Source organism: Cryobacterium sp. Hz7, from assembly GCF_004402815.1.
Lineage (GTDB): Bacteria > Actinomycetota > Actinomycetes > Actinomycetales > Microbacteriaceae > Cryobacterium > Cryobacterium sandaracinum.
On the sequence record NZ_SOFB01000056.1, the window covers coordinates 86,852 to 106,044 of the forward strand.

The following is a 19,193-nucleotide window of genomic DNA, read 5'->3' on the forward strand; positions in this document are numbered from 1 at the left end:
CCCCCCCGGTCAGGGGCGTCACACGTCGATACGGTCGCGACTCAGTTTGTCCGAGCTCTCAATGATGAATTCCTTGCGCGGCGCGACGTCGTTGCCCATCAGGAGCTCGAAGACGTTTCCAGCCATCTCCGCGTCGGCGACCCGCACGCGGCGCAGCGTGCGATGCGCCCGCTCCATCGTCGTCGTCGCGAGCTGGTCGGCATCCATTTCGCCGAGGCCCTTGTAGCGCTGGATCGGATCCTGGTAGCGCTTGCCGCTTTTCTTGAGTCCGGCGAGCACGGCCTGAAGCTCCACCTCCGAATATGTGTAGATGGTCTCGTTCGGCTTCGTGCCCGGGTTCATCACCACGACCCGGTGGAGCGGCGGTACGGCCGCGAAAACGCGTCCCTCCGTGATCATCGGGCGCATGTAGCGGAAGAACAGGGTGAGCAGCAGCGTGCGGATGTGTGCGCCGTCGACATCCGCGTCGCTCATGATGATGACCTTGCCGTAGCGCGCGGCTGACAGGTCGAAACTTCGTCCGGACCCGGCGCCGATCACCTGGATGATCGACGCGCACTCGACGTTCGACAGCATGTCGGCAACGGATGCCTTTTGCACGTTCAGGATCTTGCCGCGAATGGGGAGGAGTGCCTGGTGCTCGCTGTCCCGGGCGAGCTTGGCCGTGCCCAGGGCGGAATCTCCTTCGACGATGAAGAGCTCGCTCGTCGAGACATCATTGCTGCGGCAGTCGACCAGTTTCGCGGGCAGGGACGAACTCTCCAGCGCGTTCTTCCGGCGCTGGGTTTCCTTGTGGGCGCGAGCCGAGATTCGCGATTTCATCTCGGCCACGATCTTGTCCAGCACCACCGCGGCCTGCGTTTTGTCGTCGCGCTTCGTGGACACGAAACGCTCGTTCATGGCTTGGGCGACGACGTTGGCCACGATGGCGCGAACCGCGGGGGTGCCGAGCACCTCCTTGGTCTGCCCCTCGAATTGAGGCTCGGGAAGCCGCACGGTGAGCACGGCTGTGAGGCCGGCCATCACGTCGTCCTTCTCCAGCTTGTCCGACCCCATTTTGAGCCGTCGAGCGTTCAGCTCGACCTGCGCACGCAAGAACTTGAGCAGGCCCGCGTCGAACCCGGCCTGGTGCGTTCCGCCCTTCGGGGTGGCGATGATGTTCACGAAGCTGCGGACGACCGTATCGTAACCTGTCCCCCAACGGAGGGCGATGTCCACGGCACAGTCCCGGACCAGCTCGGTGGGCACCATGGCACCCGTCGGGGTCAGCACCGGGACAGTCTCCCGGAAGGTCCCGTTTCCGGTCAGTCGCCAAGTGTCGGTGATCGGGCTGTCGGTGGCGAGGTGATCGACGAACTCCGAGATCCCGCCCTCGAACATGAAGGACTCGAGCACGTGCACGTCTGTGCGCTCGTCTACGATCTCGATCCCCAGGCCCGGGACGAGAAAGGCCGTCTGACGCGCTCGCTCGAGCAATTCCTCGGTCTGAAACGACGCACCCTTCGTGAAGATCTGACGGTCGGCCCAGTAGCGCACCCGCGTCCCGGTCACACCGCGCTTGACCTTGCCGATGACGCGTAGTTCGCTCTGCTTCTCAAAGGGCGTGAACGGCGCGTCGGGGCTCTTCTTCCCCGAGTCCGCGAAAATCCCGGGTTCGCCGCGGTGGAACGACATGGCCCAGGTCTTGCCGTCACGGTCGACCTCGACATCGAGGCGCTCGGACAGGGCATTGACGACGGATGCGCCCACGCCGTGGAGGCCACCGGACGCGGCATACGATCCGCTGCCGAATTTGCCGCCGGCATGCAGTTTGGTGAAGACGACCTCGACGCCGGTCAGTCCCGTCTTCGGCTCGATGTCAACCGGAACGCCCCGAGCCGTGTCGCGCACCTCCACGCTCTCGTCAGCATGGAGCACGATGTCGATGCTGGTGCCGAAGCCGCCCAGTGCCTCGTCGACCGAATTGTCGATGATCTCCCAGAGACAGTGCATGAGGCCGCGCGAGTCGGTGGACCCGATGTACATGCCCGGGCGTTTGCGAACCGCTTCCAGCCCTTCGAGGACTGACAGGTGGCGGGCAGAATAATCAGAAGAACTCACAACGGTCAAGAATACCGAACCAACGCCCTCCCCCGGTCATCAACACCCGATTGAAGTGCGCTACGCGGTGAGCGAAATAACGGGCAACCGACTCGATAACCGTGCCAGACCGTGTTTCCATTAGGTACAGGTTAAATTGGTATCAGTTGGTATCAGTCTGGAGGAGGAAACCATGTCCCAGATCGCAGCCGAAAATGGTGCCATCAACCACGAGAAGGCTCCCCACCAGCTCACCGCGGCAGACCGCTGTGACGCATGTGGAGCCCAGGCCTACATTCGTGTGGTCGTGAACAACAGCGAACTGCTGTTCTGCGCGCACCATGGCCGTAAGCACCAGGAGAAGCTCGCCGCCATCGCGGAAAGCTGGCACGACGAGTCGAGCCGCCTCCTCGAGGACCAGCGCTCTTAGCGGTATCGGTCGGCCTCAGGCAGCTCTAGCTGTCCTGCGACCGGCCGATGGGCCTCTACTCCATGGGGAGTCCGAGCCGCACCGCAATCTGATTGCGTGCGGCTTGTGCCATGTCGTCGGCAGCCAGCGAATGGTCACCGGGCAAATACTCGTGACCGATACGCGCCAGGGCCGTACACAGCAGATGGTCGGCCAGTCCGGGGTTTTTGGCGAGAACGGGACCGTGAAGATGGGTCCCGACGACGCTACCCATGACCAGTCCCTCCGTACCCGCGCCATTGCCCGTTCCGGAGAGCACCTGGCCGAGCGGCGCCGCCTCGCCACCGACATAGCCGCGCTGATGATTCTCGAAACCGATCAGACGTCCGTACCGGGAGGCGACCACGATGTCATCCGTGGCCCGTGCCAGCATCGGAACAGCGCGACCGGCCACGATGCCCAGCCCCTCGACGACGGATCCGTCGTCGAGTTCGATGCCCCAGCTCAGAAGTTCCCAGCCGATTCCGACCAGGAGGATGGGGACACCCGCGGTGGCCCAAGTGCGCAGCTCCGTGGTCATCGTCGCGAGGATGTCCCTGGCGCGCACCATGTCGGAGTCGGAGCCCGATCCGACGACGACGGCATCGACTTGGTCCGGCAGATCGGCCGCGGAGCGCACCTCCACGACCGTGGCGTCGGCACCGGCCCATCGGGCCCGCTGGGCGAGAACGCGGGCGTTGGCGGCATCGCCGTTGGTGCCCAGGAGTTCGGGAAGCAGCGACACGATCGAGAGCGGACGGGTCATTCCTGCTTCTCCTTGTTGGTGACGAGCCCCAGGTGCGTCCTGGTGCGTCGCATGGAGTCTGCGGAAAAGATGATCGTCTTCAAACCCGTCAGCGGTTCGGGCAGGGCCAGGAAATCGTCCAGGGCCAGGCCCAGGTTCGGCTCGATGCGGTCGACGACGACGTCGTCGTATACCAGCTGAAGGGCAATATCGTGCGCCTTCGAACCGGATGCAATACGGACCCGGCCCAGACCCGAGGTGTTGACGGGCCAAAAGTAGGACGGGTCGCGCACGTCTGACCCGATTGCGATGAGGATCTGCTCGGTCTTCGGCTCGAGGCTGTCGACGTTCAGCTGAAAACTGGCCGGGTTCTGCACCAGTACGAATTCCACCTGCTGGCCTCGAACCGTGACGATCTCACCACGGCCAAAGACCGGTGGGATGGCCGAGATGGCGTTGATGGCCAGCACCGGATCGAAGCGGTCGCCGAGCGCGGCCTGCGCCGTGCACAGCGCGGTCAGGGCGTCGACGGCATAGTGCGTTCCGCGGGCGGGCAACCCGAGCGGGTAATCCACACCCGCAATGCTCACGGTGGCGCGGCGGCCCTGCACTGAGGTGAGGAGCATCCCCTCCCCCGCGTCCAGCCTGGTGGCGGTGGTCGCACTGTAGCCCAAGCCCCGCGGATTGTCGGCGAGAACGTCGGCGGAGACGCCGTAGCGCGCGACTGCCGAGGAAACGGGTAGGCGTGCGGCGAGGTCGGTCAAATACTGGTCGTCCGCGTTGACCACGACGGTTCCGGTGGCTCTGGCGGCGATCTTGGCGAGCATGGCCACGACCATGTCCGAGTCATGAAATCGGTCGATCTGGTCGACCATGACGTTCGTCAGCGCAACGACGCGCGGCGTCAACGTACCAGAGATCAGGGCTCCGTGGCCCTCATCCATCTCCAACACGGCGATGTCGCCCGTGATATGACCGCTCAGGCTGGCCTGCTCGAGCAGCGCGGAGGTCAGACCCTGGCTGATGTTGGCCGTGGACTGGTTGGTGAAGACAACGGTGCCGTGAGCGCGGAGCGCTGCGACCAGCATCTTGGTCGTCGTTGATTTGCCGCTCGACCCGGTGACGATGACCAGGCCGCCCGGAAAGCTGTTCAGGCTGCGCGGCAGGAATCCGGGTGCGATCCTGTTGACCACGAGACCGGGGATCGCGGATCCGCCGCCCGGCTTCCGCCACCGGGCCAATTTCCGTACGATGCGTCCCAGAAGAATCGCCGGTGCGTAGCGCAAAACGAGCTCTACTCGAGGTAGTCGCGTAGGGACTGCGACCGTGAGGGGTGACGCAGTTTGGCCATGGTCTTCGACTCGATCTGACGGATGCGCTCACGCGTCACGCCGAACGTGTCGCCGATCTGGTCGAGGGTCTTCGGCATGCCGTCCCCGAGGCCGAAGCGCATGCGGATGACGCCGGCTTCTCGTTCGGAGAGCGAGTCGAGCAGGCTCTCCAGCTGCTTCTGCAACATCGTGAACCCGACGGCGTCCGCAGGCACAACGGCTTCCGTGTCCTCGATCAGGTCGCCGAACTCGCTGTCGCCGTCCTCACCGAGCGGAGTGTGCAGGGAGATGGGTTCGCGGCCGTACTTCTGGACTTCGACGACCTTCTCCGGGGTCATATCCAGTTCGCGGCTCAGCTCTTCCGGGGTGGGCTCCCGGCCGAGGTCCTGAAGCATCTGGCGCTGGACGCGGGCGAGTTTGTTGATGACCTCGACCATGTGCACTGGAATACGGATCGTGCGGGCCTGGTCGGCCATCGCACGCGTGATCGCCTGACGGATCCACCAGGTTGCGTAGGTGGAGAACTTGAAGCCCTTGGTGTAGTCGAATTTTTCGACGGCACGGATGAGGCCCAGGTTGCCCTCCTGGATCAGGTCGAGGAATTGCATGCCGCGGCCCGTGTAGCGCTTGGCGAGCGAGACGACCAGGCGAAGGTTTGCCCCCAGGAGGTGGCTTTTGGCGCGGGCGCCGTCTTTGGCGACCCACATGAGCTCGCGTCCGAGGGCGCTCTTCTTCTCGGCGTCGCTCATCTGGGACATCTTGTCTTCGGCGAAGAGCCCGGCTTCGATTCGCATCGCGAGCTCGACCTCTTCGGCGGCGTTCAGCAGGGCGACCTTGCCGATCTGCTTCAGGTAGTCCTTGACAGGGTCGGCCGTCGCGCCCGTGATTGCACTGGAGTAAACCGGCACCTCGTCGTCGTCGTCGACCAGTGACAGTACCAGGGCGCCGCTCGGGAGCGCCTCGGCGGATGCTGCGCGCTTCTTTTTGGCCTCGTCGGAGTCGTCGTCGGCATCCGCGTCATCGCCGCGTGCGGCCTCATCGTGTTCGTCAGATACCGGCTTGGCCTTCGCCTTCGTGCTGGCGGCGCGCTTGCGCGGCGCGGGCTTCTCTTCACCGCTTACTGCGGCCGCTGCCGCAGTAGCGGCCTTGGCCAGAGCGGCTTTGGTCGGCTTCTTCGCGGCGGCCTTGGCTGCCGGCGCAACTGCGTCTGAAACCTCAGTGGTGCTCACGGTGAGTTCTTCGGTCTGCTCGATTTTTTTGCGGGTTGCCATTCGAACACCTCTCATGCCGTGGCGCGGGAGCCTGCGGCGCTGCCAAGCGGGTCCCGACCGGGTGGGTCTAGCGGGAGAGGAGCCTGGGCAGTTTGGATTTTGGGCAGTACTAGGACCCATGTCAAGTCCCGGGCTATTCACACCGACACTGCTGTCGTTGCTCCCAGGACCAGAACGGGCCCTATTGACAATTATTGCATGCTTTGTGTAGGAGACGAGCCAGGCGCGCAGCTATTCAGGCTGCTGCCTCCGGCGCCATGCCCGCGCCACGGCGACCCAGAGCGGCGCGACTTCCACTCCCTCGTCGCGGGACAGCTGGCTGCGGGTGCGGGCCCGGGCGTGCAGCAGGAAAATCACGCCGAGTCCCACAACCAGGAACTGCACAGAAAACGCAACCCGAAAGGAGTCGAGCGAATACAGATCGCTCACCTCCCCCCTGGCGGTGCGCCAACCGTCCTGCAGGTCAAGCAGTAGCCCGATGAGGTAGACCATCACGAAACTGGCGGTGAAGCCGCCCACGTTCACGACGCCGTTCGCCGAGCCGTGGCTGCGCTGGGGGTTGAAGGTGCGCGCGAAATCGAAGCCGATCAGTGAGCCGGGTCCCCCGATGCCAAGTGCGACGAGCAGCACCAGCATCAACCAGAACGGCGGCTGCTCCGGCCACAGCAGCACCGCGGCCCAGGCCGCGCCCATCAGCGCGACGACGCCGAGCACGATGGTGCTGCGGCGCAGCGGAAAGCGCGCCGTCAGGATCCCCAGGATCGGCCCGCACACCATGCCGGCACCCACCAGGACCATCAGCATCGCCGCGGCGAGGGATGGGTCGTAGCCAAGTCCGTACACCATGAAAGGGAATCCCCAGAGCAGGGTGAAGACGGTTCCGGAGGACTGTGTGACGTAGTGCGACCAGAAGCCGAGCTGGGTTCCAGGCCGCTTGAAACTGTGTGTGAGCTGCAGTAGCGCGCCACGCCAGCTGGTGGTCCGGTTCTGCATGGATGCGCGCTCCGGCTGGTCCGTCACCACGACGATGACCACGATCAGGGCCAACACGGCAACCGAGGCGGCGGAGAGGAACGTCGGCGTCCACCCCCAGGTGTGCAGCACCCACGCCAGCGGTAGGGCGGACAGCACCTGGCCGAGCTGACCGATGTTGCCCAGCCACTGCGAGAGCTGTGGAACGATGCGTCCGGAGAACCACGAGGCGATGAGACGAATCATCGAGATGAAGATGGCGGCGTCGCCGGCACCGACGAGGATGCGCCCGAGCACGGCAATCGGGATGTCGGGGGCGAAGGCGAGCGTGGTCTGGCCGACCACCATCAGCCCTGTCCCGGAGGCCACCAGCACGCGAGGCCCGTACCGATCGATCAGGACGCCCACCGGAATCTGTGCCGCCGCATAGACGGCGAGTTGCACGACGGCGAGGCTCGACAGCAGCGCGGCAGACCCGCCGAACCGTTCGGTGGCGGCGACACCGGCGATCCCGAGGGAAGAGCGCTGCAGGACGGCGGAGAGGTACGCGAACGATCCGACGTAAAAGATCAACCAGGATCGGCGCGAGTTCATTGCCCCAAACTTACCCGCGCCGAAGCATCCGGATTCACGGCGACGCGCGGCGGATCAGGCCGGCGAACCGTCGTCTCTGCTGCGCCGGGTGGCGAGGAAGTTCTCCAGTTCGGCGGCGATCTCATCGGCGCTGGGCAATTCGCCGGCCTCGTCTGTCAGTGGGGAGCGCAGCGTGCTGCCCTCCATATAGGCGTCGTAGCGCTCTTCGAGCGTGCCGACGAGCTTGCCCAGCTCGGGGTTGTCCCGCACTTGCTCGTCGATGCGGGCGACGAACTCGCGGTTCTTCTCTCGCACCCGATCGGTGGGGAAGATCAGCCCGGTGGAGGCACTCGTGCTGTCCAGGGCTGCGAGGGCGGCGAGGGGAAATTCCGTGTCGGCCAGATAGTGCGGGATCAGTAGTACGAACCCGACGACGGAGGCGCCAGCCTCCTGCAGCCGGTATTCCACCAGGTGCAGCGCGTTCGCCGGAACCTGGGTGTTCGGACGCCAGACCGACATGCTCTCGACCAGATCGGACCGGTTACCGCTGACGGTCACGCCGATCGGACGGGTGTGCGGGACCGGCATCGGAATCGCGTGCACCCAGGTTGTGGAGGCCACCTTGAAGCGGCGCTCAAGCTGCAGCACCGCGGCGGTGAACTGTTCCCAGCGGAAATCCGGCTCGAAGCCGGTCAGAAGCAGGAACGGCTGGCCGATCTCGTCCCGGGCCTGGTACACCCTCAGGGCGGGAGGCTGATAGTCGGTGAGGTGGTCCTGGTCGAACTGGATGATCGGCCGCCGCGCCCGGTAGTCGAGCAGCACGTCGGCGTCGAAGGTCGCGACGACGGTGTGGTCAAGGGTTTCCAGAAGGTATTCCGTGAATTGCGAGACGGCACCACCGGCATCCGCGAAGCCCGTCAGACCCGCCACAAGGTGGAGCCCCTCCGGGACGTTTTGCGCGTCCGCAGTCAGCTCGTAAATGTCACCAGGATCCCGCATGACATTAACTGTAAGCGCCAAATTCCGGGCGGTGCGGGAATCGACGACCCCGCCGTGATGCCGAGAGCGAACACACCCGGAGCGTACGATCGGGGGATGAACGCACCCCGTCTGACCATATCCGCAGCACCCGCCCTCGAATCGGAGGTGGACGTTCTCATTGTCGGGGCGCTCCAGTCCGGCGACTCCGCCGCCCTGTTCGCTGACGCCGCCTTCGCCGGCCTCGCGGACCAACTCGCCCCCTTGGGTATCACGGGTGGTCGCGATCAGGTGGTGCGACTGCCTGCGTCGATCGGCAACGCCCGCAGCATCGCCGTTGTCGGAATCGGCAAGGAGGTCACGGTCGATGCGCTGCGCCATGCTGCCGGGTCGGCCGTTCGCCAGCTGACCGGCGTGACCTCGGTTGCCTTCGCCTTCCCCATGACCACGGATGCCCAAGCGGAGGCCGTCCTTGAGGGTGCCGCGCTCGGTGCGTATTATTACACCGCGTACCGGCAGAACTCGCTCGCCGCGACCAAGATCCCGGCGCAGGAGATCACGGTGCACACCGCCGCGGAGGCGGCCGGAGCCTCCGCCCGCGTCGGAGTCATCGCCGAGGCCGTCAACCTGGTCAAGGACCTGGTCAACATGCCGCCCTCCGACCTCTACCCGGAGGCACTCGCGCGCCTGTCCATGGACGCCGCCGCGGGCCTTCCCGTCGCCGTGCGCGTCTGGGACGAGGCGGAGCTGGCCGCGGATGGTTTCGGCGGGATCGCGGGCGTCGGCCAGGGTTCCAGCCGGCCGCCGCGCCTGGTCAAGGTCAGCTACACGCCGGAGGGCGCGACGCAGCACATTGCCCTGGTCGGCAAGGGCATCACCTTCGACACCGGCGGACTCTCACTGAAGCCGCCGGCATCCATGGTCGGCATGAAATACGACATGACCGGCGCGGCGACCGTGCTGGCCGTGACCCTGGCGGCCGCCCGCCTGGGGCTCAACGTGCGCATCACCGCCTGGCTCTGCATCGCGGAGAACATGCCGTCCGGCTCGGCCATCCGACCCAACGACGTGTTGCGGATCCGCGGAGGCCGCACGGTCGAGGTGCTGAACACGGATGCGGAGGGTCGCCTGGTTCTTGCGGACGGTCTCGTCGCGGCTGGCGAGGAGTGCCCGGATGCGATCGTGGACGTGGCGACGCTGACCGGCGCCGCCCTCGTCGCACTCGGCACCCGCTACTACGCCGCCATGGGTGAGGATGCCCTGGTCGCCCGGGTGCTCACCGCCGGCAAATCGGTGGGTGAGCTGGTGTGGCCGATGCCGCTTCCCGAGGAACTGCGCCCTCTACTCAACTCGGATGTCGCCGACATCGCCAACGCGAAGATCGGCAGCACCCACGGCGGCATGCTGCTCGCCGGAGTATTCCTGCAGGAGTTCATCGGAACCCGCGGCAACGGGGACGGCACCGAGACGATCCCGTGGGCCCACCTGGACATCGCCGGGCCGGCCCACAACACCGGCAGCGGGTGGGGATTCACGAATGCCGGGCCGACCGGAATCTCGGTTCGGACTCTGCTCCGACTGGCCGAGGACTTTTCGCGCCCGTAGTACAGTCGAGTGGGCGAGAAATCTCGCCCACTCTCGCCTGCCCGGATGCGTATCCTCGCTGCGGGCAGACCGGGTTGTGATGTATGAGGGAGTATCTGGGTGTCGGAACAGAATTTTGACCTTGTCGTTCTCGGCGGCGGAAGCGGTGGCTACGCGGCCGCATTGCGTGCCGTTCAGCTGGGGCTCACCGTTGGCCTGATCGAAAAGGGCAAACTCGGCGGAACCTGTCTGCACCTCGGTTGCATCCCGACCAAGGCACTCCTGCACTCGGCCGAGGTGGCCGATTTCAGCCGCGACGCCGCAAAGTACGGTGTCAAAACGCAGTTCGAGGGCATCGACATGCCCGCCGTGAACGCGTTCCGCAAGAGTATTGTGGCGTCGAAGTTCAAGGGGCTGCAGGGTCTGATCAAGTCGCGCGGCATCACAGTGATCGAAGGTGAAGGTCGACTGATTTCGCCGAACACCGTGCAGGTCGGTGCCGACACCATCGTGGGTAAGAACATCGTCCTCGCGACAGGCTCCTACTCCCGCTCCCTGCCGGGGCTCGCCATCGGCGGTCGAGTCATGACCAGCGAGCACGCCCTCGAGCTCGAGTTCGTCCCGAAGAAGGTCGCCGTGCTCGGCGGCGGCGTCATCGGCGCCGAATTTGCGAGCGTCTGGAAGTCCTTCGGTGCCGACGTCACCATCATCGAGGCACTTCCCCACCTGGTTCCCAACGAGGAAGAGTCCATCTCCAAGCAGCTGGAGCGCGCCTTCCGAAAGCGTGGCATCGAATACTCGCTCGGCATCCGGTTCCAGAGCGTCACCCAGCACGAGAACGGCGTCGTCATCACCCTGGAGGACGGCACCGTCATCGAGGCGGAGATTCTGCTCGTCGCCGTCGGGCGTGGCCCGTCGACCGCCCGACTCGGCTTCGAGGAGGTCGGCGTCACCATGGACCGCGGCTTCGTCCTGACCGACGAGCGCCTCGCGACCAACATCCCCGGCGTCTTCGCCGTGGGCGACATCGTCCCCGGCCTGCAGCTCGCGCACCGCGGATTCCAGCAAGGCATCTTCGTCGCCGAGGAGATCGCCGGTCTCAACCCGATCGTCGTCGACGACCTCAACATCCCCAAGGTCACCTATAGCGACCCGGAGATCGCCTCCGTTGGCTACTCGGAGGCCAAGGCTGCCGAAAAGTTCGGCGCCGACCAGATCTCCACCGTCGAGTACAACCTGGGTGGAAACGGCAAGAGCTCCATCCTCGGCACGAGTGGCTCCATCAAGCTCGTCCGGGTCAAAGACGGCCCCATCCTCGGTGTCCACATGATCGGCGCCCGCGTCGGCGAGCTGATCGGTGAGGGACAGTTGGTGGTGAACTGGGAGGCCTACCCGGAAGACATCGCCCCGTTCCTGCACGCGCACCCCACCCAGAACGAGGCACTCGGCGAGGCCTTCCTGGCGCTGGCCGGCAAGCCGCTTCACGCGTAGCCGTCGAACCTCTGCATTCAGACACTCAGTACTCTAATTACAGACAATTCGTTTTGAAGGAGACAATCGCATGAGCGAATCCGTTAACCTCCCGGCACTCGGTGAGAGTGTCACAGAGGGTACGGTCACCCGCTGGCTGAAGAACGTGGGAGACCGCGTCGAAGTCGACGAGCCGCTGCTGGAAGTATCGACCGACAAGGTGGACACGGAAATCCCGTCCCCCATTGCCGGCGTGATCGAGGCCATCCTGGTTCAGGAAGATGAGACCGTCGAGGTCGGAACTCCGCTGGTCACGATCGGTGACGGTTCCGGTGCCTCCGCTCCCGTCGCGGAAGCGCCTGCGCCGGTGGACGCTCCCGAGCCCGTCGCGGAAGCGCCGGCACCGGTGGCCGCCCCCGCACCCGTGGCGGCACCCGCACCCGTTGCAGCACCCGTGGCGGCACCCGCACCCGTTGCGGCACCCGCACCGGTCGCGGCACCCGCACCGGTCGCCGCTCCCGAACCCGTCGCTGCACCCGCACCGGTGTTCGCGCCCACACCGGTCGCGGCACCCGTTGCTGCTGCGGCTCCTGTCGCTGCCCCCGTCGCCGCCCCAGCACCTGCCGCTGCCCCCGTGGTCGCGCCGGAGCCGGCCGTCTCCCGCGGATCGCACGCGGGAACATCCGGCTACGTCACCCCCATCGTCCGCAAACTCGCGAACGAGGCCGGCGTCGATCTGTCTCGCGTGGTCGGAACCGGTGTCGGTGGACGCATCCGCAAGGAGGACATCGCGCTCGCCCAGGCCAGCGCTCCCGTCGGGACGGCTGCAGCAACAGCTCCGGCCGTGGAGGTTTCCGCCCTGCGCGGGACCACCCAGCCCATGTCGCGTCTGCGCAAGGTCGTCGCCGAACGCGCCGTCATCTCGATGCAGTCATCGGCTCAGCTGACCACGGTGGTCGAGGTCGACGTGACCCGGGTCGCGATTCTTCGCGACCAGGTCAAGGCCGATTTTCACGCCAAGACGGGTAACAAGCTGTCCTTTCTGCCGTTCTTCGCTCTCGCTGCAGCCGAGGCACTTCAGGCCAACCCAATCATCAACGCCACCATTAACGGCGACACGATCGTGTACCCGAGCCAGGAGAACATCAGCATTGCGGTCGATACCGAACGCGGCCTGCTGACCCCGGTCGTGCGCAACGCGGGCGAACTCGATCTGGCCGGATTCGCCGCTCAGATCGCCGATCTCGCTCAGCGCACCCGCGACAACAAGCTCAAGCCCGACGAACTGTCTGGTGGAACGTTCACGCTGACCAACACCGGTTCGCGCGGTGCGCTCTTCGACACCCCGGTCGTCTTCCTGCCGCAGAGCGCCATCCTCGGCACCGGGGTTGTCTACAAGAAGCCCATCGTCGTCAGCCAGGGTGGCCTCGACGCGATCGCGATCCGCTCGACCGTGTTCCTGGCTCTGTCCTATGATCACCGCATCATTGACGGCGCGGATGCTTCACGCTTCCTCGTCACCATGAAGCAGCGTCTCGAGGCAGGTGCCTTCGAAGCAAACCTCGGCATCTAGTCGATGTCGTCCGTGAGACCGGACCTTGACTAGTAGTCGAAAATATCCCTGATTCGCCAGCCGGCCTCGCCCTTGACCACAAGGACCGAGGCCGGCTGTCGTTCTGCATCCGGGGCCTGAAGCGACACGAGCGCGACATCCCCCATTCGCTCCACCAGAACCGCCGCCCACGACGACCAATCCTCGAATTCAGCGACCTCGCCGCCCTGTTGCATCATGCGCAGGGTGTAGCTGTCGGCCGCCAGAGCCGCCGATTGCGCCTGGTGCACGGCATCGAGGCAGACCACCGAAACCTCCGCAAGGCACCGGCTGCGGACCCGCAGCAGGGCCGGAAGCGCGACCACCGGGTCGTCACCGGTCACCACGGCTTCCTCTCGGGGAGACCCGTCGCCGCCTACTTCGTCGCCGTCAGCGGTGGTCGACTCGGCCGGCTTTGAGGAGCCCTCCGGCCGCGCTCCGTCGGTGTGTGCGGATCCACCCGCGGCCAGCGCCATCACCGCCAGTCCCGTACTCAACAGGGCCACGAGGGCCACGAGGAGCAGCGGCCCACGGCGGAGGCGGAACCGCCGGCCCAGCAGCGACTTCAGCCCACCGGCCGGGTGACCTTCCCACAGCCGGCCAACCGCCGTGCGAGCACGCGAGACCCGGCTGCCGAGCATCCGTTTGGCCCGGGGATCCTCTGCGGCAAGGCGGACCTTCTCCGTGGGAGCACGTCCGACGAAATCGTCAATCAGAGGTCTCCGGAGCCAGTCGACGGCCGGTTGCGGCCCGCTGACGGCCTCGGGGCTCCGACCCAGCCTCACCGGCCTGGCCTCGGCCCAGGCGAACAGGAGATGCTCGACCTCGCCCCAGGTGCGGGCCGCCGAGCCAGCGGCCGGCACCGCACACCACCGTTCCAGGTCGCGGAGGACCGTCGGGACCGGCACGACGGGATCGACGTGGTCGAGCACCGTCCGGATGACCTGCGCGAGCCGGCCGTGCACCAGGGCGAGCGCCTCGGACCGCCCGCGACCGGCCTCGGGCAGCGCCCGGAGCTCTCCCAGCCCGGTCAGAACCGGGCGCCCGCTGGAGTCGAAGAGAATGCTCGCGAGGCTGACGGCCGGATGGATCAGGCCGATGGCCTGCAGCTCCGCCAATGCGGCCGCGATCGGCGCCAGGATCGTGACCGCCTCCCCGGGAAGCAAGTGGCTGCGGCCCTCCAGAAAGCCGCTCAGCGACCCGCCCGTGAGCTGTTCCAGTACGAGGCAGGTGCGGCCATCGGCCAGGGTGCCGACATCGACGAGCGTGGTTAGCCGTCCGACCGTCAGGGTGGTCAGGGCTTGGACCTCCCGTTCGATCGAGAGGTCATCCATTCCCGGATGGAAGACCTTGAGCACGACGGACGTCGTGGAGCCACCCTGCTCCCACCCCCGCGCCTCATCCCCGGTCGAGGTCGACGGGGACGGCGCCACGCCCACATACAGGTCGGCCCGGTCGGTTGACGCCAAGCGCCGCAGAGCGCGGTAGCCTGCGACCAATGTGGGGCCGCCGCCGGGTACCGAGCCGGTCGAGTGCGGCGGGGACGCGGGCCCCGGATTGCGGACGCGTCGACCGCGAGTTCTCATACCGGACATGCTGGCCTCGCCGCTCCCCTCCCGGCCGACCCAGACTCGGTTCGGGGACAACCGGGCCGCCAACCCCGTGGGGAGGAGCGCCGGGGTTTAGGATGAGTGCATGCTCGACTTTGTCGTCGCGGGGCTAAGCGCCAACTCCGTGCCGTATGTTGAGGGCCTTGAGCTCCAACGCGCAGTCCACCGTTCCGTCGTCTCCGGGGAGAGGCCGGACACCGTCATCTTTCTCGAACATCCGAGTGTGTATACCGCCGGGAAGCGCACAGCTCCTGAGGAGCGTCCCCGAAACGGAACCCCCGTCATCGACGCGGACCGCGGTGGGAAGATCACCTGGCACGGCCCCGGGCAGCTGGTCGGGTATCCGGTTATTCGCCTCCGGGAGCCCGTCGACGTCGTCGGCTACGTGCGCCTCCTCGAGGGGATCCTCATCGACGCCCTCCTGGGCTTCGACATCGTCGGCTGCCGAATCTCGGGCCGTTCAGGAGTCTGGGTCGGCCCGGAGGGCCGGGAAGACAAAATCGCCGCCATCGGAATCCGCGTCGCGGAAGGAGTGACCATGCACGGCTTCGCCCTCAACTGCAACAACTCGCTCGAACCCTACGACCACATCATCGCCTGCGGGATCAAGGACGCCGGCGTCACCACCATCTCGAGAATGGTCGGCCACGACGTGAAACCGGCCGACCTCATCGCCCCCATCACGGCCCAGTTCGAGACCGTCTGGGCGGTGTCCGCGTGAGCGCGGCGCCCGAGGGACGCAAGATGCTCCGCCTTGAGATCCGCAATATGGAAACGCCGATCGAACGTAAGCCCGCCTGGATCAAGACGGTGGCGAAGATGGGACCGGAGTACCGCAAGCTCCAAAACCTGGTGAAGGGCGAAAACCTGCACACCGTGTGCCAGGAGGCCGGCTGCCCTAACATCTTCGAATGCTGGGAAGACCGCGAGGCGACCTTCCTGATCGGCGGGTCACAGTGCACGAGGCGGTGCGACTTCTGCCAGATCGATACCGGCAAACCTGCCGAGTACGACACGGATGAGCCGCGCCGCGTCGCGGAATCCGTCGTCAAGATGAATCTGCGCTACGCCACGGTGACGGGCGTCGCCCGCGACGACCTGCCCGACGAGGGCTCCTGGCTCTACGCGGAGACCATCCGGCAGATCCATCAGCAGAGTCCCGGAACCGGCGTCGAGATTCTGGTCCCGGACTTCTCCGGCAACCCGGACCACCTCGGCGAGGTCTTCTCCGCCCAGCCCGAGGTCTTCGGCCACAATGTGGAGACCGTCCCGAGAATCTTCAAGCGAATCCGGCCGGCATTCCGCTACGAACGGTCCCTGGACGTCCTCACCCAGGGCCGCGATGCGGGACTTATCACGAAATCGAATCTGATCCTGGGCATGGGCGAGGAGCGCGCGGAGGTCAGCCAGGCCCTCCAGGACCTGCATGACGCCGGGACCGACATCATCACGATCACCCAGTATCTGCGGCCGAGCGCGCGTCATCTGCCCGTGGCCCGCTGGGTGAAGCCGGAGGAGTTCGTCGAACTCAAGGAGGAAGCCGAGGCCATCGGTTTCCTTGGTGTGCTCTCCGGCCCGCTTGTGCGCTCGTCCTATCGGGCCGGCCGGCTCTGGGCCCAGTCCATGCTGGCGACCGGTCGCGAGGTTCCGCCGCAACTGCGCCACCTGGCGGACGCATCCCTCGGGTTCGCGCAGGCGGTCTCCTGATCAAAAATCGGTCATGAGACATTCGGGTGACTGGGTAGTCTTGGAACCATGGCACGCAGCAAGGACAAGACTCCCCGCCCCCCCAAGAAGCCCGGCCGCATGAAGCAAATGTGGCAGGTGTTCCAGATGACACGTCGCTACGACAAGAAGATCGTGTTGTTCATGGTTCTCGGCTTTGTGGTGCCCGTCGCGGTCGCGCTGGGACTTGCCCTTATTCTGTCCCCCGGAAGCATCCTGAATATCGTCTTGTGGACGATTTCGGGTGTGCTCACCGGAATCCTCGCCATGCTCATCATCCTGGGCCAGCGGGCCGAGAAAGCCGCATACACGCAGATCGAGGGCCAGCCCGGCGCCGTCGGCGCGGTGCTGCGCGGTTCGCTGAAGCGCGGTTGGGTGGGAAGTGAGATGCCCGTCGCCGTCAACGGCAAGACTCAGGATGCCGTGTACCGGGCTGTCGGCCGCGGCGGCGTGGTGCTGATCAGTGAAGGGCCGCGCACCCGAACGGCCCGCATGCTCGAGGAAGAGCGCCGGATGGTGACCAGGCTCGGCGGCAGCATCGCCGTCACCATCATCAGCGTCGGCCCCGACGCCGATGCCGTGCCGCTGCACAAACTGGCCCGGCGCCTCACCCGGATCAAGCCCACCCTGACCAAGGCCGAGGTGCTCGCCGTGAACAACCGGTTGAATTCCATGACCAAGAAACTGCCGATCCCCAAGGGCGTCGACCCGATGAAGGCGCGTCCGCAGCGCGGAAACTAGGCTCTTCCCCTCGCGGCTCAGGCTAGGAGCGGATGAGCACCGTTCCCGCGACCTTGTCGTGGAAACCGCGCTGGTCCGAGTCCCAGACCAGAGCGGGGGCCGCCAGCCCGAGCAGCAGGGACCGCACGACGGGGCGCCACAACCCGACCCAACCCGGCTGGAGCGGAACGACCCGGAGCCCGACCAGACGGTGGCCGATGCTGCCGCCAATGGTCGGGATAAACACGATCTGGAGCCCCACGAAAATGGCGGTCACAGCGAAGCCGTTGACCACGCCGCTCGTGCTGAAGAACAGTGCCGCCGCCCCGTAGGCCAGGGCCCAGTCCAACGCGAGGGCGCCGATCCTGCGGCCGACGCGCCCCACGGAACGGGTTCCCTCGTTCGGCAGGCCGAGGCGTTCCCCCGGCCAACGGCTCGGTGGAAGTTGTCCAAAAGTGGTCGAATTCGAGGCTGCGGCAGACACGGGCTGAGTCTACCGAGCGGGCCCCGCTGTAACATGTGTGAAACATAAGCGTCACTGCCGGGTAATGGCATCCCAGTAGCCTCAAAAGAGCCGCAGCGCGCGACTTACACGTTCTATGCCCACGTCGTTTGGAGAAAAAACCGCATGTTCCGCGATTCGTCAGAAGTGCTCAAGTTCATCAAAGACACGGACGTCAAGTTCCTTGACATCCGTTTCACCGATTTGCCGGGTGTTCAGCAGCACTTCAACATCCCCGCGTCGACCGTCGATGAGGAGTTCTTCACGGTCGGGCAGATGTTCGACGGTTCGTCGATCCGCGGTTTCGCGTCGATCCACGAATCCGACATGCAGCTGATCCCGGACGTGACCACGGCCTACATCGACGCGTTCCGCACCGAGCGCACCCTCATCATGCTTTTCGACATCTACAACCCGCGCAACGGCGAGATCTATTCGAAGGACCCGCGTCAGGTTGCCAAGAAGGCCGAGAAGTACCTGGCTTCGACCGGGATCGCGGACACCGCATTCTTCGCTCCGGAGGCCGAGTTCTACATCTTCGACGATGTTCGCTACGAAGTGAACCAGCACTCCAGCTTCTACTCCGTGGACTCCAGCGAGGGTGCCTGGAACTCGGGCAAGGAAGAGGTTGGCGGGAACCTCGCCAACAAGACGCCTTTCAAGGGCGGCTACTTCCCCGTCAGCCCGGTCGACCAGCACGCCGACCTGCGCGACGACATCTGCCTCAAGCTGATTGACGCCGGACTCATCCTGGAACGCAGCCACCACGAGGTCGGCACCGGCGGCCAGGGCGAGATCAACTACCGCTTCGACACCATGGTGCACGCAGCCGACGATCTGCTCAAGTTCAAGTACATCGTCAAGAACACCTCGGCCGAGTGGGGAAAGACGGCCACCTTCATGCCGAAGCCTCTGTTCGGCGACAACGGCTCCGGCATGCACACGCACCAGTCACTGTGGGCCGACGGCAAGCCCCTTTTCTACGACGAGTCCGGCTACGGCGGACTGTCCGACGTCGCCCGCTGGTACATCGGTGGTCTGCTCAAGCACGCACCGGCCGTACTCGCCTTCACAAACCCGAGCGTCAACTCCTACCACCGTCTGGTGCCGGGGTTCGAAGCTCCCGTCAACCTCGTCTACTCGGCGGGCAACCGCTCGGCGTCCATCCGGATCCCGATCACGGGCACAAACCCGAAGGCGAAGCGCATCGAGTTCCGCGCTCCCGATGCCTCGGGCAACCCGTACCTCGCCTTCGCCGCCCAGCTGATGGCCGGACTGGACGGCATCAAGAACCGGATCGAACCGCACGAGCCGGTCGACAAGGACCTCTACGAGCTTCCGCCCGAAGAGGCCAAGAACATCCCGCAGGTTCCCGCATCGCTCGGCGAGGCCCTCGTAGCCCTCGAGAACGACCACGACTTCCTGCTTGCCGGTAACGTCTTCACGCCCGAACTGATCGAAACCTGGATCGACTACAAGCGTGAGATGGAAATCAAGCCGCTCGCGCAGCGTCCGCACCCGTTCGAGTTCGAGCTCTACTACGGCGTCTAGACCGTAGCCCCGGCAACCGGCTGGGTATAGGCAGGAGGACCTC

16 protein-coding genes are annotated in these 19,193 nt (G+C 65.7%); 8 read left to right on the top strand and 8 right to left on the bottom strand.

Annotated elements, in window-relative coordinates; all coding sequences use genetic code 11:
* Positions 1–18 precede the first annotated feature (18 nt).
* Entirely contained in the window at positions 19–2,100 is a 2,082-nt protein-coding gene (locus E3N86_RS14675; RefSeq protein ID WP_134373798.1) for a type IIA DNA topoisomerase subunit B, read from the bottom strand.
* Between the two features lie 172 nt (positions 2,101–2,272).
* Between E3N86_RS14675 and E3N86_RS14680 the strand changes: the two genes are divergently transcribed.
* Complete coding sequence (locus E3N86_RS14680) at positions 2,273–2,509, top strand: hypothetical protein (RefSeq protein ID WP_134373800.1); 237 nt, start codon at positions 2,273–2,275, stop codon at positions 2,507–2,509.
* 55 nt (positions 2,510–2,564) lie between these two features.
* Here E3N86_RS14680 and E3N86_RS14685 read toward each other — a convergent pair whose 3' ends face one another.
* From E3N86_RS14685 to E3N86_RS14705, 5 genes are all read right to left on the bottom strand, one after another.
* The gene (locus tag E3N86_RS14685) at positions 2,565–3,293 is read right to left on the bottom strand and encodes a type 1 glutamine amidotransferase (RefSeq protein ID WP_134512220.1); all 729 of its coding nucleotides are present in this window, start codon (positions 3,291–3,293) and stop codon (positions 2,565–2,567) included.
* Positions 3,290–4,513 (bottom strand): MurT ligase domain-containing protein, encoded by a 1,224-nt coding sequence (locus E3N86_RS14690; RefSeq protein WP_134373804.1) that lies wholly within the window; start codon positions 4,511–4,513, stop codon positions 3,290–3,292. The genes E3N86_RS14685 and E3N86_RS14690 overlap by 4 nt, the downstream gene beginning before the upstream one ends.
* Positions 4,514–4,566: 53 nt before the next feature.
* The gene (locus E3N86_RS14695; protein ID WP_134373806.1) at positions 4,567–5,874 is read right to left on the bottom strand and encodes an RNA polymerase sigma factor; all 1,308 of its coding nucleotides are present in this window, start codon (positions 5,872–5,874) and stop codon (positions 4,567–4,569) included.
* Positions 5,875–6,105: 231 nt separating this feature from the next.
* Positions 6,106–7,440, bottom strand: coding sequence for a nitrate/nitrite transporter (locus E3N86_RS14700; protein ID WP_104101987.1), 1,335 nt, complete (start codon positions 7,438–7,440; stop codon positions 6,106–6,108).
* A gap of 54 nt (positions 7,441–7,494) precedes the next feature.
* Positions 7,495–8,418 (bottom strand): proteasome assembly chaperone family protein, encoded by a 924-nt coding sequence (locus tag E3N86_RS14705; protein ID WP_134373808.1) that lies wholly within the window; start codon positions 8,416–8,418, stop codon positions 7,495–7,497.
* Between the two features lie 96 nt (positions 8,419–8,514).
* Here E3N86_RS14705 and E3N86_RS14710 point away from each other — a divergent pair, with 96 nt between their 5' ends.
* From E3N86_RS14710 to E3N86_RS14720, 3 genes are all read left to right on the top strand, one after another.
* On the top strand, positions 8,515–10,002 hold the full coding sequence (locus E3N86_RS14710; RefSeq protein WP_134373810.1) for a leucyl aminopeptidase: 1,488 nt from the start codon (positions 8,515–8,517) through the stop codon (positions 10,000–10,002).
* Between the two features lie 99 nt (positions 10,003–10,101).
* On the top strand, positions 10,102–11,472 hold the full coding sequence (gene lpdA, locus E3N86_RS14715) for a dihydrolipoyl dehydrogenase (RefSeq protein ID WP_134373812.1): 1,371 nt from the start codon (positions 10,102–10,104) through the stop codon (positions 11,470–11,472).
* Between the two features lie 70 nt (positions 11,473–11,542).
* On the top strand, positions 11,543–13,024 hold the full coding sequence (locus E3N86_RS14720; RefSeq protein ID WP_134512221.1) for a 2-oxo acid dehydrogenase subunit E2: 1,482 nt from the start codon (positions 11,543–11,545) through the stop codon (positions 13,022–13,024).
* 29 nt (positions 13,025–13,053) lie between these two features.
* Here E3N86_RS14720 and E3N86_RS14725 read toward each other — a convergent pair whose 3' ends face one another.
* Positions 13,054–14,511, bottom strand: a complete 1,458-nt coding sequence (locus E3N86_RS14725) for a protein kinase (RefSeq protein WP_166785108.1) — start codon at positions 14,509–14,511, stop codon at positions 13,054–13,056.
* Positions 14,512–14,737: 226 nt separating this feature from the next.
* Here E3N86_RS14725 and lipB point away from each other — a divergent pair, with 226 nt between their 5' ends.
* The 3 genes from lipB to E3N86_RS14740 are packed head-to-tail and all read left to right on the top strand — an operon-like array spanning position 14,738 to position 17,118.
* Complete coding sequence (gene lipB, locus E3N86_RS14730; RefSeq protein WP_134371948.1) at positions 14,738–15,373, top strand: lipoyl(octanoyl) transferase LipB; 636 nt, start codon at positions 14,738–14,740, stop codon at positions 15,371–15,373.
* A complete protein-coding gene (gene lipA / locus E3N86_RS14735; RefSeq protein WP_104101966.1) occupies positions 15,370–16,359 on the top strand; it encodes a lipoyl synthase in 990 nt (329 codons plus the stop codon). The genes lipB and lipA overlap by 4 nt, the downstream gene beginning before the upstream one ends.
* 48 nt (positions 16,360–16,407) lie before the next feature.
* Positions 16,408–17,118 carry a DUF4191 domain-containing protein gene (locus E3N86_RS14740; protein ID WP_104101963.1) on the top strand — a complete coding sequence of 237 codons (711 nt, stop codon included), beginning with the start codon at positions 16,408–16,410 and terminating at the stop codon, positions 17,116–17,118.
* A gap of 22 nt (positions 17,119–17,140) precedes the next feature.
* Here the strand turns inward: E3N86_RS14740 and E3N86_RS14745 are convergent, their stop codons facing one another.
* The gene (locus E3N86_RS14745) at positions 17,141–17,581 is read right to left on the bottom strand and encodes an RDD family protein (protein ID WP_134342906.1); all 441 of its coding nucleotides are present in this window, start codon (positions 17,579–17,581) and stop codon (positions 17,141–17,143) included.
* Between the two features lie 144 nt (positions 17,582–17,725).
* On the opposite strand from E3N86_RS14745, the gene glnA reads away from it, so the two are divergent.
* Positions 17,726–19,150 (top strand): type I glutamate--ammonia ligase, encoded by a 1,425-nt coding sequence (glnA, locus tag E3N86_RS14750; protein WP_104101957.1) that lies wholly within the window; start codon positions 17,726–17,728, stop codon positions 19,148–19,150.
* Positions 19,151–19,193 lie beyond the last annotated feature (43 nt).